Annotated in this window: 14 protein-coding genes; 8 read left to right on the top strand and 6 right to left on the bottom strand. The window is 63.1% G+C overall.

The annotated features are described in order from the left end of the window. Positions 1-97 precede the first annotated feature (97 nt). Both radA and alr read right to left on the bottom strand, forming a co-directional pair. On the bottom strand, positions 98-1,474 hold the full coding sequence (radA, locus tag NCG91_RS24800; protein WP_230540493.1) for a DNA repair protein RadA: 1,377 nt from the start codon (positions 1,472-1,474) through the stop codon (positions 98-100). Positions 1,475-1,543: 69 nt separating this feature from the next. Next, entirely contained in the window at positions 1,544-2,641 is a 1,098-nt protein-coding gene (gene alr, locus NCG91_RS24805) for an alanine racemase (protein ID WP_251351621.1), read from the bottom strand. Positions 2,642-2,888: 247 nt separating this feature from the next. Here alr and lplT point away from each other — a divergent pair, with 247 nt between their 5' ends. Further along, entirely contained in the window at positions 2,889-4,151 is a 1,263-nt protein-coding gene (gene lplT / locus NCG91_RS24810; protein ID WP_034779369.1) for a lysophospholipid transporter LplT, read from the top strand. A gap of 35 nt (positions 4,152-4,186) precedes the next feature. Here the strand turns inward: lplT and NCG91_RS24815 are convergent, their stop codons facing one another. The 4 genes from NCG91_RS24815 to tsaB are packed head-to-tail and all read right to left on the bottom strand — an operon-like array spanning position 4,187 to position 7,239. Next, entirely contained in the window at positions 4,187-5,149 is a 963-nt protein-coding gene (locus NCG91_RS24815) for a DUF1853 family protein (protein ID WP_251351622.1), read from the bottom strand. Beyond that, positions 5,127-6,029, bottom strand: coding sequence for a uracil-DNA glycosylase (locus tag NCG91_RS24820; RefSeq protein WP_251351623.1), 903 nt, complete (start codon positions 6,027-6,029; stop codon positions 5,127-5,129). The genes NCG91_RS24815 and NCG91_RS24820 overlap by 23 nt, the downstream gene beginning before the upstream one ends. After that, a complete protein-coding gene (gene rimI, locus NCG91_RS24825; protein ID WP_099667211.1) occupies positions 6,026-6,517 on the bottom strand; it encodes a ribosomal protein S18-alanine N-acetyltransferase in 492 nt (163 codons plus the stop codon). Before rimI ends, NCG91_RS24820 begins: the two co-directional genes overlap by 4 nt. Beyond that, the gene (gene tsaB / locus NCG91_RS24830) at positions 6,514-7,239 is read right to left on the bottom strand and encodes a tRNA (adenosine(37)-N6)-threonylcarbamoyltransferase complex dimerization subunit type 1 TsaB (protein ID WP_251351624.1); all 726 of its coding nucleotides are present in this window, start codon (positions 7,237-7,239) and stop codon (positions 6,514-6,516) included. Before tsaB ends, rimI begins: the two co-directional genes overlap by 4 nt. Positions 7,240-7,464: 225 nt before the next feature. Between tsaB and dapC the strand changes: the two genes are divergently transcribed. The 7 genes from dapC to prmB all read left to right on the top strand — a co-directional run bounded on the left by dapC (position 7,465) and on the right by prmB (position 15,040). After that, positions 7,465-8,694 (top strand): succinyldiaminopimelate transaminase, encoded by a 1,230-nt coding sequence (dapC, locus tag NCG91_RS24835; protein ID WP_251351625.1) that lies wholly within the window; start codon positions 7,465-7,467, stop codon positions 8,692-8,694. A gap of 12 nt (positions 8,695-8,706) precedes the next feature. Continuing rightward, entirely contained in the window at positions 8,707-9,534 is an 828-nt protein-coding gene (gene dapD / locus NCG91_RS24840; RefSeq protein WP_034779378.1) for a 2,3,4,5-tetrahydropyridine-2,6-dicarboxylate N-succinyltransferase, read from the top strand. 232 nt (positions 9,535-9,766) lie between these two features. Next, a complete protein-coding gene (locus NCG91_RS24845) occupies positions 9,767-11,314 on the top strand; it encodes an FAD-dependent oxidoreductase (protein WP_251351626.1) in 1,548 nt (515 codons plus the stop codon). Positions 11,315-11,430: 116 nt separating this feature from the next. After that, positions 11,431-12,147: a hypothetical protein gene (locus NCG91_RS24850; RefSeq protein ID WP_251351627.1), complete on the top strand. Its 717-nt coding sequence runs from the start codon at positions 11,431-11,433 to the stop codon at positions 12,145-12,147. Positions 12,148-12,551: 404 nt separating this feature from the next. After that, positions 12,552-12,908 carry an ArsC family reductase gene (locus NCG91_RS24855; protein WP_099667207.1) on the top strand — a complete coding sequence of 119 codons (357 nt, stop codon included), beginning with the start codon at positions 12,552-12,554 and terminating at the stop codon, positions 12,906-12,908. A 48-nt stretch (positions 12,909-12,956) separates the two neighbouring features. Beyond that, on the top strand, positions 12,957-14,093 hold the full coding sequence (gene dapE, locus NCG91_RS24860; protein WP_251351628.1) for a succinyl-diaminopimelate desuccinylase: 1,137 nt from the start codon (positions 12,957-12,959) through the stop codon (positions 14,091-14,093). A 56-nt stretch (positions 14,094-14,149) separates the two neighbouring features. Next, positions 14,150-15,040 (top strand): 50S ribosomal protein L3 N(5)-glutamine methyltransferase, encoded by an 891-nt coding sequence (prmB, locus tag NCG91_RS24865; RefSeq protein ID WP_251351629.1) that lies wholly within the window; start codon positions 14,150-14,152, stop codon positions 15,038-15,040. Positions 15,041-15,066 lie beyond the last annotated feature (26 nt).

The raw sequence follows: 15,066 nt of genomic DNA on the forward strand, positions 1-15,066 counted from the left end.
AGCCGAGAAGCGCAGCTGTGCGAATGCACGGGGACGCCGAGTCAGTGAGCACCGCAGGCTGCAAATCGCGACGCGCAGTAGGTTAGGTTCGGTGTTTTTACTCCAGGTCGCGCAGCTTGTTAAATGCTTCATCGATGCGCTCGACGCCGATGACCTTGAGGCCCTCGATGACTTGCTTCGGCAAGTTCGACTTGGGCACCACGGCCAGGGTAAAGCCCAGCTTGGCCGCTTCGCGCAAGCGCTCCTGGCCCCGTGGCGCGGGACGGATTTCGCCGGCCAGGCCCACTTCGCCAAACACCACCAGCCCTCGCGGCAGCGGCTTGTTGCGCATCGACGAGTTAATCGCCAGCAACACGGCCAGGTCGGCCGCCGGTTCCGTGATCTTCACGCCGCCGACGGCGTTGATGAACACATCCTGGTCGAAGGCGGCGATGCCCGCGTGGCGGTGCGCCACGGCCAGCAGCATGGCCAGGCGGTTCTGCTCCAGGCCGACGGACAAGCGGCGCGCATTCGGCAAGTGGCTCGTATCGACGAGGGCCTGGATTTCCACCAGCAGCGGGCGCGTACCTTCCTGCGTCACCATCACGCACGAGCCCGGCACCTGGTTGTCGTGCTGCGACAGGAACAGCGCGGACGGGTTCGACACCCCTTTCAAGCCCTTTTCCGTCATGGCGAACACGCCCAGTTCATTGACGGCGCCGAAACGGTTCTTGATGGCGCGCACGAGGCGGAAACTGGAATGGGCGTCGCCCTCGAAGTACAGCACCGTGTCGACGATGTGTTCGAGCACGCGGGGACCGGCCAGCGCGCCCTCTTTCGTCACGTGACCCACCAGGATGATGGTCACGCCCGTCTGCTTGGCCGCGCGCGTGAGCTGGGCCGCGCATTCGCGCACTTGCGCCACGGAACCGGGCGCCGAGCTGAGCGCGTCCGAATACACGGTCTGGATGGAGTCGATCACCACCACTTCCGGTTTTAAATCGGCCAGGGTGGCGAGAATCTTTTCCAGTTGGATCTCGGCCTGCAGTTTGAGTTCCTTGGCGTCGATGACGAGGCGCTTGGCGCGCAGGGCGATCTGCGCGCCCGATTCCTCGCCGCTGACGTACAGCACGCGCTTGTGGTGCGACATATTGGCCAGCGCCTGCAGCAGCAGGGTAGACTTGCCGATACCGGGGTCGCCGCCGATCAGCACGACGCCGCCCGCCACCATGCCGCCGCCCAGCACGCGGTCGAATTCCTCGATGCCCGTGCCGAAGCGGGGCACGTCGATGGCGTCGATATCGTCGAGCGACAGCACGGGCGCCGTCTGCGCCAGCGACATGTGCTGCGGGTTCGAATAGCGGTTGTTGCCGCCCGTCTCGGGCAGGGTTTCCACCATGGTATTCCACTGGTTGCACGAGGTGCACTGCCCCATCCATTTGTTGCTGATGGCGCCGCAATCGCTGCAGGTGTAGATGGTCTTGACTTTTGCCATGGTGTACTTTGCCCGGGTAAGGTGAAACTGCTGTCTATATATACAGTATATACAAACAGCGGGCCGCCGTCACTGTGTCGCTTCGACCACGGGCACGCGCGGCGCCAGTGCGCACATCAGCTCATAGCCGATGGTGCCGGCGGCCAGGGCCACCTCGTCGATCGGCATGCCCTGGCCCCACAAGGTGACGGCACTGCCGACTTTTGCACCGGGCACGTGCGTCAGGTCGACCATCAGCATGTCCATCGACACCCTGCCGATGAGTCCCGTGCGCACGCCGTCGACGAGCACGGGCGTGCCTTCGGGCGCGTGGCGCGGGTAGCCGTCCGCATAGCCGCACGCCACCACGCCCACCTTGATATTGCCGGCCGCTTCGTAGCGGCTGCCGTACCCAACCACTTCACCGGCGGCGATATCCTGGATGCCGATAATGCTGCTGCGCAAGGTCATGGTGGGCAGCAAGCCGAACGCCTGCGCGGACGTGCCGCCGGGAGCGCCGCTGGGCGTGCCGCCGTACAGCATGATGCCGGGGCGCACCCAGTCGCTGTCCAGATGGTGCAGCAGCACGCCGGCCGAATTGCACAGGCTGCGCGGCAAGGGTACACCGATGCTGGCCGCGCCCGCTTCGAAGCGCAGCATCTGCTGCTCCAGGGGCAAGCGCGTGGGCGCCGCCTCGTCCGCGTTGGCGAAATGCGTCATCAGGGTGATCGTGCCGATATGCGGCATGGCGCGCAGGCGCGCATATGCACCCGCCACGGCGTCCGGCGTGAAGCCCAGGCGGTTCATGCCCGTATTCATTTTCAGGTGCACATCGATGGCGTGCGGCAGGCGCGCCACTGCCAGCAGGGCGATCTGTTCCTCGCAATGCACGCTGCCGTTCAAGCCATATTGCGCCATGACGGGCAAATCGCTGGCGTCAAAAAAGCCTTCCAGCAGCAAGATGGGCTTGGTCCAGCCCAGTTCGCGCAAACGCACGGCGTAGTCGACCTCGACCAGTGCCAGGCCATCGGCCCCGGCAAAGCCCCGCATGGCCCGTTCCAGGCCGTGGCCATAGGCATTTGCCTTGACGACGGCCCACACCTTGGCGCCGCGGGCGCCGGCACGGGCGCGCTCCAGATTGTGTTGCATGGCATCGAGATGGATGGTGGCGAGAAGGGGCCTGGGCATATGCGTCGTTCACGGCGGGTGGGAAAGCCGTATTTTACCGGATGCACCGTACGCGGACACGGCAGACGCCCAAGGTCGTATGCAGAGGACATCATTTATAAAATGCTCACATGTATGTGTATTTTTCTACGGCAGAAAAATTAAGGTTCGCTTAGGCAAGAGTATGCAAAGCGGCCCCTTCCAAACTTGGGGTTTGCCGTTTTTTCGTGGTATAAAGCAAGCCAGATATGATTTCAGGCAATCCAGAATGAATCGTGGTTTTTATACCATCATGGCGGCGCAGTTCTTTTCCTCGCTGGCAGATAACGCCCTCTTTTTTGTCGCCGTCGATTTATTGGTGTCCATGAAATCCCCGGCGTGGATCACGCCGCTGCTCAAACTGTCGTTCGTGCTGTTTTACGTGCTGTTGGCCGCTTTTGTCGGCGCCTTCGCAGATGCATTGCCAAAAGGCAAGGTCATGTTCATCGCCAACATGGTCAAGATCTTCGGCTGCGCCCTCGTCTTCTTCCACGTACACCCGCTGCTGGCCTACGCCGTCGTCGGTTTTGGCGCGGCCGTGTACTCGCCCGCCAAATACGGCATCCTGACGGAACTGCTGCCGCCGGAAAAGCTCGTGGCGGCGAATGGCTGGATCGAAGGCTTGACCGTCACTTCCATCATCCTCGGCACCGTCATGGGCGGCGCGCTCGTCAGCGGCCACGTGTCCGACATGCTGCTGTCCTTCGACTTCCCCCTGATCGACACAGGCATCACCAACAAGACGGAAGCGGCCCTGTGCGTGGTGGTCGGCATTTATGTGCTGGCGACCCTGGCCAACCTGAAGATTCCCGACACGGGCTGCGTATATCCGCACCAGGAACGCAATCCTATCAAACTCATTACTGATTTTGCCAATTGCTATTCCATCCTGTGGAAAGACAAGCTGGGCCAGATCACCCTGGCCGTGACGACCCTGTTCTGGGGCGCCGGCGCCACCTTGCAACTGATCGTGCTGGAATGGGCCAAGCAATCCTTGAACATGCCCTTCGACAAGGCGACCAGCCTGGTGGGCGTGGTCGCCATCGGCGTGGCTGCCGGCGCCGTGCTGTCGGCCCGCTTCATTCCGTTGCGCAAATCGCTGACCGTCATTCCACTGGGCATCGCCATGGGCGTAATCGTCATGATGATGACGCAAGTGCATTCCGTATGGATCGCCTACCCGCTGCTGATACTGATCGGCGCCCTGTCCGGCTTCTTTGTCGTGCCAATGAATGCCTTGTTGCAACACCGCGGCCACGTGCTGATGAGCGCAGGCCACTCCATCGCCGTGCAGAACTTCAATGAAAACCTGTCGATTCTGACCATGCTGGCCGTGTATTCGATCATGATCCGCTTGCACCTGCCGCTGAACATCATCATCACCCTGTTCGGCCTGTTCGTCGCCGGCACCATGTACATGATCATGCGCAAGCACAAGCTGAACCAGGCCGAGCACGACAATTTATCGCTGATCGGCGAGCAAAAGCATTAATTTCGGAGACTGACCCAGCGGATCAGCCCCCGGCATTACGCTGGCAGCATGCCAGCCAGCCGCCGCGCGGCAGCCTGCTCCGTCCAGTCAGGCGGCACGACAAAACCACGCGTGCACTCCACTTCCCAGCCTTCGACATTATCCACCGTGGCCACCATCACCGGTTGCGCCAGATCAAACAAGCGCGCACGCAAGGCCTCCACGTCCAGCACTTCCACGTCGCGGCCCTTGAACGGCGCCAGCCATTGCAAGCGCGGCAGCACGACATAGCGCTGCTGCGGCAATTGTGTGGGCGCGCACCAGAAGCCGTGTCCATGGTCTTCGGAAATACCGTCCAGGGCGGGCGTGGCGTCCGGGGCATAGAACAGCCAGCCCTTGACCAGCGCCTGCGCCGCCCGCACGGGCTGCGCCAGCAGGGTTTGCGCGGCCGGATGGCGGGACAAGGCCAGCTGCTTGTCGAGGATCTTGCGCATCTTCAATCCCAGGGTATCGGCCAGGTTGGGGCCGATCAAGTGATTGAAGACGCCGGGATCGGGCGCGCCTTCCAGCAGGTAGAACTTGGTGGCGAATTCCCAGTGCAGCAACGCGTCACCCTGCGCTCCATCGCGCAGCAGGAAATCGAACTCGCCCACCGTGTCGTTGCGGTTCACTTGCACTTGCAAACCATGCGCTTGCAGCAGTCCGTGTTGCTCAAAATAAAAGGCCAGCAGCTTTTCAGCGTACAGGCCCAGGCGGGAATAGAATTTCGGCCCCAGCGCCGCATCGAGCGGCGACGGATCGTCTTGCAGCGCGCCCAGCCAATCGACAACAGAAGGCGTGACGGGCGCGAGGCTGGCGATGCGCCCGCCCCAGTGGGAGCTGGACGGGTCCAGCAAGTCGGGCGAGTCGAGCAGCCAGGCCAGCGCACGCACGCGGGGGTGCGTCAGATGCCCCCAGCGGCGCTCGAAGCGGGCCTGGAAGGCGCCGGCGGCGGCATCACTCACCGTGCGAATCACCATGCGTGCTTTTCGCCAGGCACAGATCGGCCCAGGCACGCGCCTTGGCCTTGCCCGTCTCGTCCTGCAACAGCATTTCCGGGTGGAAAGTGGCCACGACGGCAGCCTTGCCCAGTTGGCGCACGGTACCGCGCACGGGTTTTTCGCCGGGATTGATGCCGGCGGCGGCCATCGAGCCGAGCGTCAAAATGGTGCGCGGCTGCAGCAGGGCCAGTTCGCGCTCGAAATACGGGCGGCAAGCGGCCGACTCGGCTTCTGTCGGCAAGCGTTCCTGGCCCGCCTCGTCGAGCGGACGGCACTTGAGCAAGTGCGTGATGTACACATCGCGATCCGCATCGACGGCGATGGCTTTCAGCATATTGTCGAGCAATTTGCCCTGCTCACCCGGCAAGGCGCGCCCTTCCCGCTCTTCCAGGCGCGACGGGCTGCTGGCCAGCATCAGCCAATCGCCCTGGCGGTCGCCGCGGCCCATGACGACGCCCTTGCGCGTCTTGCACAGGTCGCAGCGCGCGCACTTGGCGACGGCTGCCGTCAAGCCATCCCATTCGAGGGCGGCGATATCGGCATCGCTCAGCTGTCTGGCGGGCGGCGGTGGCGGCGCATCGTCGAACCAGGCCGTATCGTCAGATGCGGCGGGAGCGGCAGGCGTGGCAGGAGCGGGAGCGACAGGCGCAGCAACGTCAACGGCTTTCACCTCAGCAACAACCTCCGCTACCGGTATGGGCGGCGCGGCAGCTTCAACCACGGCGGCCACCGGTGCCGCTGCTGCTTCCACGATCTCGGCAACGTCAGCCGCTTCAGCGGCCTCGGGCGCGCCACCCTGGCGCAAGCGCCACAGGGGGCCGACGCCCATTTCATCAAGGAAAACGGCGCTGCGGCTCATAAGGTATAACGCATCACGATGGCGTCCTCACGTTGCGAGTTACTGGCCGGATAGTATCCCTTGCGCCGGCCGATCTGTTCAAATCCATAGCGCTGGTAAATATCGAGCGCGCGCACGTTCGACGGGCGCACTTCCAGCAGCATCGATTCCATGCCCAGCTGGCGCGCGCAGGCGCAGGACTGGTTCAGCAGGAAGCGGCCCAGTCCCTGGCCCTGGATGGCGCCTTCGACGGCCACGTTCAGCAAGTGCGCCTCGTCGACGACCAGCATCAACAGGAAGTAGCCGAGCAGGGTGCCATCCACGTCGCGCAGCACCCAGGCCGGATATCCGCTTTTGAGCGAATCGACAAAGTTGCCGTGCGTCCAGGGATGCGGATACACGCGCTGCTCCAGCGCCAGCACCTCGGTCAAGTCCGCTTCGGCCATCGGCTGATAGTCGAGGCGCAGCAAGTCCCAGCCGGCAGCGCGGTCCTGGTCCGCCACACTCATTGCGCGGACTCCGCAGCGGCCTTGGCCTGTTGCATCTCTTGCCGTTCCGCGCTGGTAAAGGCGATCTTGTTGCGCAAATACAAAGGCTGCGCCTCGGCCGCCGTCACGAACTGGCCGGCCGCAAAGGCGATGCGCGCCAGCTGCGCCACTTGCACGGCGTGCGGCATGATGGCGGCGTCGGCAGTCGCGGCGCACGGCAGCGGGGCCAGCGCTTCGGCGTATGCACTGAAACCGTTGCCGCAAGCGGCGACATCGCCTTGCGGCGCCACGCCGGCCGGTGCGCTCAGGGCCGGTGGCGCAACAATCTGCAAGCCATCCTGGTAATCATATTGCGCCCAGTACACTTCGCCCATGCGGGCGTCGAGCACGGTCACGATGCGTTGCGCGCCATGCTGCTGGTGGCACGCGAGCGCCATGGCGTCGAGGGTGACGACGGGCACGACAGGCAGCTTGGCGCCGTAGGCCAGGCCTTGCGCGATGCCGCAAGCCGTGCGCACGCCCGTAAACGAGCCGGGGCCGGAGCCATAGGCGATGGCGTCGACGTCGGCCAGGGTCGCGCCCGCTTCAGCGAGCAATTCCTGCACCATCGGCAAGATGGACTGGGAATGGGTGCGCACGCCCGACGACGCGCGGGACAGGACGACATCGCCGCGCAACAAGGCGCAGGAGGCGAGTTCGGACGAGGTTTCAATGGCAAGCAGGGTGGGAAGTAAGGTAGACATAGCGTATTTTACCTTGCCGCGCCATGGCATGGCACTCCCCGCTGCGGCATGCCGTGGCAGGCCGGGCAGCCCTCACGCCGATGCGGCTTGCACAGCGGCCCCGCGAGGACGGCTATAATGAAAGACGCGGCTCATTATTTGACCGGCATCAAGTCTGCCGCGCCAAGCAATCGCCTAGCAATCGCTGAGCAACATCGTCTTTCCACTCTTGCCCTGGTCCGTTCCGTGAATCCACTTCTTGCTAAACTGCAACCATATCCCTTTGAAAAGCTGCGCCAGCTGTTTGCCGGTGTGACGGTCAATCCCGAGTATGCGCCCATCAGCCTGGGCATGGGCGAACCCAAGCACCCGACGCCGGCTTTCATCGAGCAGGCATTGGTCGACAATATCCATGGCCTGGCCAGCTATCCGACCACCATCGGTTCGGAAGCCTTGCGTACAGCCATCGCCGGCTGGCTCGAGCGCCGCTATGGCATCCCCAAGCTCAATCCTGCCACGCAAATCCTGCCCGTGAACGGTTCGCGCGAAGCGTTGTTTGCGCTGGCGCAAACGGTGATCGATCCGGCCGCCGGTTCGCTCGTGATCAGCCCGAATCCGTTTTACCAGATCTATGAGGGCGCCGCCTACCTGGCCGGCGCCGAACCGTATTTCGTCAATTCCGACCCGGCGCGCAATTTCGGCTGCGACTACGACAGCGTACCGTCCAGCGTGTGGGAAAAAGTGAAACTGCTGTTTTTGTGCTCGCCAGGCAACCCGACGGGCGCCGTGCTGAGCCTGACCGACTGGGAACATCTGTTCGCCCTGTCCGAGCGCTACGATTTCGTCATCGCCGCCGACGAGTGCTATTCCGAGATTTACCACGGCGACACGCCGCCGCTGGGCGCGCTGCAGGCGGCGCACATGCTTGGCCTGTCCACCATCGAGCGCCCGTATGCCCGCCTGGTGGTGTTTTCCAGCCTGTCGAAGCGCTCGAACGTGCCGGGCATGCGCTCGGGTTTTGTTGCCGGCGATGCCGAAGTATTGAAAAAATTCCTGCTCTACCGAACCTACCACGGCGGCGCCATGAGCCCTGCCGTGCAGGCGGCCTCCGTCGCGGCCTGGAACGACGAAACCCATGTCGAGGAAAATCGCGCCAAGTACCGCGCCAAGTTCGACGCCATCACGCCGCTGCTGCAATCGGTGATGGACGTGCAATTGCCGGACGCCGGCTTCTACCTGTGGGCCGACGTCAGCCGCACGGGCCTGTCCGACACCGAATTCGCGCAACGCCTGTACGCCGAATATAATGTGACGGTATTGCCTGGCAGCTACCTGGCGCGCGACGCGCACGGCATCAATCCGGGCCGCAACCGCATCCGCATGGCCCTCGTGGCCGAAACGGCCGAAGGGCTGGAAGCGGCCTTACGCATAGTAAAATTCTGCCAGCAGCTTTCCGCATCCGCATTAACTCACTAATAAGACATCATCATGAGCCAACAACTGCAAAACATCATCGACCAGGCCTGGGAAAACCGCGCCGAGATCAATCCGGGCAACGGCACGGCCGAACTGCGCGACGCCGTCTCCCACGTCATCAATGGCCTGGACAACGGCAGCATCCGCGTGGCGGAAAAAACCTCGGGCGACTGGGTCGTCAACCAGTGGGTCAAGAAAGCCGTGCTGCTGTCGTTCCGCCTGGAAGACAACGTCGTCCTGCCATCGGACGGCACGATGCAGTTCTACGACAAGGTCCCGACCAAGTTCGCCAACTACACCAAGGAAGACTTCGTCAAGGGCGGTTTCCGCGTGGTGCCGCCAGCCGTCGCCCGCCGCGGCAGCTTCATCGCCAAGAACGTCGTGCTGATGCCGTCCTACGTCAACATCGGCGCCTACGTCGATGAAGGCGCCATGGTCGACACCTGGGCCACCGTCGGTTCCTGCGCGCAAATCGGCAAGAACGTCCACCTGTCCGGCGGCGTCGGCATCGGCGGCGTGCTGGAACCAATGCAAGCGAACCCGACCATCATCGAAGACAACTGCTTCATCGGCGCCCGTTCGGAAATCGTCGAAGGCGTCATCGTCGAAGAAAACTCCGTCATCTCGATGGGCGTGTACATCGGCCAGTCGACCAAGATCTACGACCGCGCCACGGGCGAAGTCACCTACGGCCGCGTGCCAGCCGGCTCCGTCGTGGTCTCGGGCAACCTGCCTTCGGAAGACGGCAAGTACTCGCTGTACTGCGCCGTGATCGTCAAGCGCGTGGATGCGAAGACCCGCGCAAAAACGGGTATCAACGAGCTGCTGCGCGGTATTTGATGACACCTCTGTAAACCTACTGCGCTGCCCACTATCGGGTTTCCGTTGCTCACTGTACTACATGTACAGTTCCGCTACTCGACCCGATATTGAGCGTGCTCGCTACGGTTTGCAGAGGCGTCGTGACGCACGTAAAAAATCATGTCCTGCCAACCGGCGGGACATTTTCATTTCCAGATAGCAACTTCAATCGTCGCGCAGCCATCACCCATCCTGTCCTATACTGGATGGCATGAATACTCCTCCCGTATTGATCGTCGGCGCCGGTCCTACCGGCCTCATGCTTGCCTTGCGCCTGGCGCGCCATGGCGTCGATTGCCGCATCATCGATAAAAACAGCGGACCGGGCCAGGCGTCGCGGGCCATGGCCGTGCATGCACGCACCCTGGAGTTTTACCAGCAGCTGGGCTTTGCCGACGAACTCGTCAGCCTGGGCATCAAGATCAATGCCATGCACATCCACGAAGGCGGCGAGGAGCTGGTGAAACTGGCGCTGGGCGAGATCGGCGAAGGCCTGAGTCCCTACCCCTTCGTGCTGAGCCTGCCCCAGGACGAGCATGAACGCTTTCTTATCAGCAAGCTGGCGGCGGCCGGCGTGCATGTGGAATGGAACGTCGCGCTGGACCTGTGGACGCAGGACGATAGCGAAGTGCAAGCCATCCTGCTCAACAATGGCGAGCGACAATATTGCACGTTTAACTATATTTGCGGCTGCGACGGCGCGCGCAGCAAGGTGCGCGAAATCGCCGGCTTCGCGTTCTCCGGCGGCACCTACGACCACCTGTATTACGTGGCCGATGCGCAAGTGGCCGGCAAGAATACGGATTTGCACGCTCACCTGGGCGCGAACTCTTTTGCGCTGATGTTGCCCGTGCGCACCAGCGGCATGCAGCGCCTGATCGGCATCCTGCCCGACCGCCCGGAAGGCGCGCCCGCGCCCGTCTTCGACGACGTGCGGGAACAGGTGGAAAGCTTGCTGAATATCCAGGTCGAGCACGTGAACTGGTTTTCCACGTATAAAGTGCATCACCGGGTGGCGGCACAGTTTCGCGAGCGGCGCTGCTTCATCCTCGGCGACGCGGCCCACCTGCACAGCCCCGTGGGCGGCCAGGGCATGAACACGGGCCTGGGCGACGCCGTCAACCTGGCCTGGAAACTGGCGCAAAAGCTGCGGGGACAAAGCAACGACGCCCTGCTCGACACCTATGAAAGCGAGCGCATCGTGTTTGCCCGCAAGCTCGTCGCCACCACCGACCGCGCCTTCCAGGCCATCGTCGCGCAAGGCATCGCCGGGCAATTCCTGCGCCGCTGGCTGGTGCCGCACGCGCTGCCCTTCCTCTCCGGCTTCGGGCGGGCGCGCCGCTTGCTGTTCCGGACCGTGTCGCAAATCCAGATCAGCTATGAAGACAGCGCCCTGTCCGCGGGGCACGCGGAATACTTGCGCGGCGGCGACCGCCTGCCGTGGTTCTCGGACGGCACGCAAGACAATTTCACGGCCCTGCGCAGCATGGATTGGCAATTGCACATCTATGGCGAAGCGGCGCCCGAACTGCTGGACGAAGCGCGCGTGCTGAAACTGCCCGTGCATTGCTACACCTTCAATGTCGCCGCCAAGCTGGCCGGCCTGGGCCGTGACGCGGCCTACCTGGTGCGCCCCGACGGCCACATCGCGCTGGCCCTGCACCTGCAGGAAAGCGGCGCCCTGCGCGCCCTGGCCCTGCGGCTGGGCCTGCATTTCGGTCCAGCCGAATCGGGCAAGGCGGCGCCACGGCCTGTGTAAGCCAGCCACACTCAAGGTTTGTGATACATCAAAGTGTAGATATTTAATTTCCTTGCTTTGTTTGCTTTGTTTGACTTCCTGTCCTATGCTGAAACATGCGTTTCAAGGATAGGGCCATGTCGAACACATCGAACACACGCTCCCCTGCCGGCAAGGGCGACACCGGCACGATCGATGAGGCCGCCGCCGACACCAGGCATGCGCCTGCCACGCCCTCGCTGGCCAGCAAGCTGGCGGACACACTCGCATCCAGCGCCACCGGCTTGCGCTTTAATATTGCACAAGATACGTTCCAGGAAGCGTATGCATCGCTGCTGGACGCCGTACCGCGCGACGACCGGCCCGCGCTGCTCGCGCAAATGCGGCGCGACCTCGATATCGTGGCCGAGCGGGAGTTGAACCGGGTTTCCGGCATCGACGCGCATGCCGGCCACGTCAGCACCCGGCAATTCATGCGCGGCCTGGAAGAGCAGGAACGGCAGCAGCGTGAAAAAGACTTGGCGTCGCACAGCTTGCTATCCGGCCCGGAACTGCGCGCCCGGCTGGAAGTCACGCCGCAAGCGCTCAGCGCGGCACTCAAAGCCAGACGCCTGTTTGCCTTGCGCGGCGCCTCCGGCGAATATGCCTATCCAGCATTTTTCGCCGATCCCCGCCACGACCGCCACATCCTGGAAAAAATCAGCAAAATCCTCGGCGACTTGCCCGGCGCCGCCAAATGGGATTTTTTTACTGTCCCGCGCCTGTCTCTGGGCGGCAAGTCGCCGCTGGAGGCCCTAGCCAAAGGGAAACTCGATGCCGTGATGGCGGCCGCCCGCGCCTACGCAGACGAATAACAGCACAACCGTGGCAATCTTGCGCCTGCCCCGTCTGCCGCAACTGCCCGCAGCGCTGCAGACGGCGCATTGCGATCCCGCCACGCTGTACCGGATCTCCGGCCATGCCACGGGCGAACTGATACGACACGTGCTAACTGGGTAGTTCGCTGGCGTCCACCGCGCCGCGCCCAAGCTCGCGCTGGCGTCCGCCACGCCGCTCTCGGCCCATCCAGACTTCGGCCAGGCCGCCACGCTGCTGGGCATCCGCAGCGCCTGGCCCTGAACCTGCCATGAACATGCAACCTTGTTGCACTGCCGCATCGACTGCGCATCGACTGTATAATGTCGGCTGACATCGCATATCGCGCCAGCGCAAGCGCCGCGATCAAGCGAACCGCATTCATACCCCCTTAGCCCTACCCATGACGACCATTACACTCTACGGTATCCCCAACTGCGATACCGTCAAAAAGGCCCGCACCTGGCTGGCCGCGCAGCAACTCGATTTCACCTTCCACGACTTCAAGAAGCAGGGCCTGGAACGCGCCACCGTCGAGGCGTGGCTGGCGCAATTGCCGTGGGACGTGCTGGTCAACAAGAAAGGCACGACGTGGCGCGCCCTGTCCGACGAGCGCAAAGCATCGATCACCGACGCGGCCAGCGCCCTGGAGCTGATGCTGGAAAACCCGTCCATCATCAAGCGCCCCGTGCTGGACAAGGATGGCCAGTTCAGCGTGGCGTTTTCGGATGCGCAGTACCAGACCCTTTTCTCGCTGTAACCATACTTAGTTGACCACCGGAACGATGTTGCCGGCACGACCTTACCCATGACCACCTCCAAAACCCTCGCCCTGACCGAAAAACTGATCGCCCTGTCCTCGGTCACGCCCGACGACAAGGGCTGCCAGCAGCACCTGATCGACATCCTCACGCCGCTGGGCTTTGTCTGCGAAACGATACAGTCGAACGACGTCACCAATCTGTGGGCGCGGCGCGGCACGACGTCGCCCGTGTTCGTCTTTGCCGGCCATACGGACGTGGTGCCGACCGGCCCCGTCGAGCAATGGCGCTCGCTGCCCTTCATTCCCACGCACCGCGACGGCAAGCTGTACGGCCGTGGCGCGGCCGACATGAAGACCTCGATCGCCGCCATGGTAATTGCCTGCGAGGAATTTATCGCCGCCACGCCCGGGCACACGGGTTCGATCGCCTTTTTGATCACCAGCGACGAGGAAGGCCCGGCCACGGACGGCACCGTCATCGTGTGCGAGCAACTGAAGGCGCGCGGCGAACAGATCGACTATTGCCTGGTGGGCGAGCCGACGTCGAGCGCGCAGCTGGGCGACATGATCAAGAACGGCCGCCGCGGTTCGCTGTCGGGCCGTTTGACGATCAAGGGCGTGCAGGGTCACATTGCCTATCCGCACCTGGCAATGAATCCCATCCACGAAGCGGCGCAGGCGCTGGCCGACCTGGTCGAGGAAAAATGGGATGCGGGCAACGAGTATTACTTGCCGACCTCGTGGCAAATGTCGAACATCAACGCGGGTACGGGCGCGAATAACGTGATTCCGGGCGACATGGTGATCGACTTCAATTTCCGCTTTTCCACGGCCAGCACGGCCGAGGGATTGCAGGAACGGGTGCACGCCATCCTCGACCGGCATGACTTGCAATACGATTTGCAGTGGACCCTGAGCGGCCTGCCCTTCCTCACGCCGCGCGGCACCCTCTCCGATGCGCTGTCGGCCGCCATCCTGGAAGAAACGGGCCTCGCGACTGAGCTGTCGACCACGGGCGGCACCTCGGATGGCCGGTTTATCGCGCAAATCTGCCCCCAAGTGATAGAATTCGGGCCGCCCAATGCCAGTATTCACAAGATCGACGAGCACATCGAACTGCGCCACATCGATCCTCTGAAGAATATTTACCGGCGCACCCTGGAGCATTTGCTGCCCGTCTGAACCAGAATACCGAGGCCCGTCACGGCGGGCCAGAACACCGTCTTTTCGAGAATGCCATGACCCCGAACCCGTTTTCCACGCCACGCGACCTGCTGCGCTACGCCGTTACCCGTTTTAATACCGCCAAGCTGTTTTTCGGCCACGGCAGCGCCGAAGCGTTCGACGAAGCAGCCTATCTGATCCTGCACACGTTGAAGTTGCCGCTCGACAAGCTCGAACCGTTCCTCGACGCCAAGCTGCTGCCATCGGAAGTGGCCAGCGTGATGAGCGTCATCGACCGCCGCAGCATCGACCGCGTGCCGGCCGCCTACATCACCAAGGAAGGCTGGCTGGGCACGTATAACTTCTACGTCGACGAGCGCGTGATCGTGCCCCGCTCCTTCATCGCCGAGCTGATCCCTGAATACTTCTCGCCGTGGGTGGCGGAACCGGAAGCCGTGGAAAACATCCTGGAACTGTGCACCGGTTCGGGCTGCCTGGCTATCATGATGGCCGACGCCTTCCCGAACGCCCAGGTCGACGCCGTGGACATTTCCGCCGATGCGCTGGCCGTGGCCAAGCGCAACGTCGACACGTACAAATTACAGGATCGCGTCACCCTGATCGAATCGGACCTGTACACGAACGTGCCGACCAAGAAATATGATTTGATCATCAGCAACCCGCCGTACGTGAATTCCGCGTCGATGGGCGCCCTGCCCCAGGAATACCTGGCCGAACCGCAAATCGCCCTCGACGGCGGCAGCGACGGCATGGACCTGGTGCGCAAGATCATCGCCGGCGCGGCCGAGCGCCTGACGGATGACGGCATCCTGATGATTGAAATCGGCAACGAACGCGCATACGCGGAAGCGGCCTTCGGCGAACTGGGCCTGACCTGGCTGACGACGAGCGCCGGCGACGACATGGTCTTCCTGCTGACGGCCGAGCAGCTCAAGCTGGTATAAGCGCTGGCGTCAGCGCGCAGCGCCTT

The sequence above is a fragment of the Janthinobacterium kumbetense genome (genome assembly GCF_023703445.1).
Taxonomy (GTDB): domain Bacteria; phylum Pseudomonadota; class Gammaproteobacteria; order Burkholderiales; family Burkholderiaceae_D; genus Janthinobacterium; species Janthinobacterium kumbetense.

Excerpts from the sequence above, each read along its gene's own strand:
- rimI (WP_099667211.1), bottom strand. The coding sequence starts at position 6,517 with ATGAGTGTGGCGGACCAGGACCGCGCTGCCGGCTGGGACTTGCTGCGC.
- NCG91_RS24815 (WP_251351622.1), bottom strand. The coding sequence starts at position 5,149 with ATGGTGATTCGCACGGTGAGTGATGCCGCCGCCGGCGCCTTCCAGGCC.
- tsaB (WP_251351624.1), bottom strand. The coding sequence starts at position 7,239 with ATGTCTACCTTACTTCCCACCCTGCTTGCCATTGAAACCTCGTCCGAA.
- lplT (WP_034779369.1), top strand. The coding sequence starts at position 2,889 with ATGAATCGTGGTTTTTATACCATCATGGCGGCGCAGTTCTTTTCCTCG.
- dapD (WP_034779378.1), top strand. The coding sequence starts at position 8,707 with ATGAGCCAACAACTGCAAAACATCATCGACCAGGCCTGGGAAAACCGC.
- radA (WP_230540493.1), bottom strand. The coding sequence starts at position 1,474 with ATGGCAAAAGTCAAGACCATCTACACCTGCAGCGATTGCGGCGCCATC.
- NCG91_RS24845 (WP_251351626.1), top strand. The coding sequence starts at position 9,767 with ATGAATACTCCTCCCGTATTGATCGTCGGCGCCGGTCCTACCGGCCTC.
- dapE (WP_251351628.1), top strand. The coding sequence starts at position 12,957 with ATGACCACCTCCAAAACCCTCGCCCTGACCGAAAAACTGATCGCCCTG.
- alr (WP_251351621.1), bottom strand. The coding sequence starts at position 2,641 with ATGCCCAGGCCCCTTCTCGCCACCATCCATCTCGATGCCATGCAACAC.
- NCG91_RS24850 (WP_251351627.1), top strand. The coding sequence starts at position 11,431 with ATGTCGAACACATCGAACACACGCTCCCCTGCCGGCAAGGGCGACACC.
- NCG91_RS24820 (WP_251351623.1), bottom strand. The coding sequence starts at position 6,029 with ATGAGCCGCAGCGCCGTTTTCCTTGATGAAATGGGCGTCGGCCCCCTG.
- NCG91_RS24855 (WP_099667207.1), top strand. The coding sequence starts at position 12,552 with ATGACGACCATTACACTCTACGGTATCCCCAACTGCGATACCGTCAAA.
- prmB (WP_251351629.1), top strand. The coding sequence starts at position 14,150 with ATGACCCCGAACCCGTTTTCCACGCCACGCGACCTGCTGCGCTACGCC.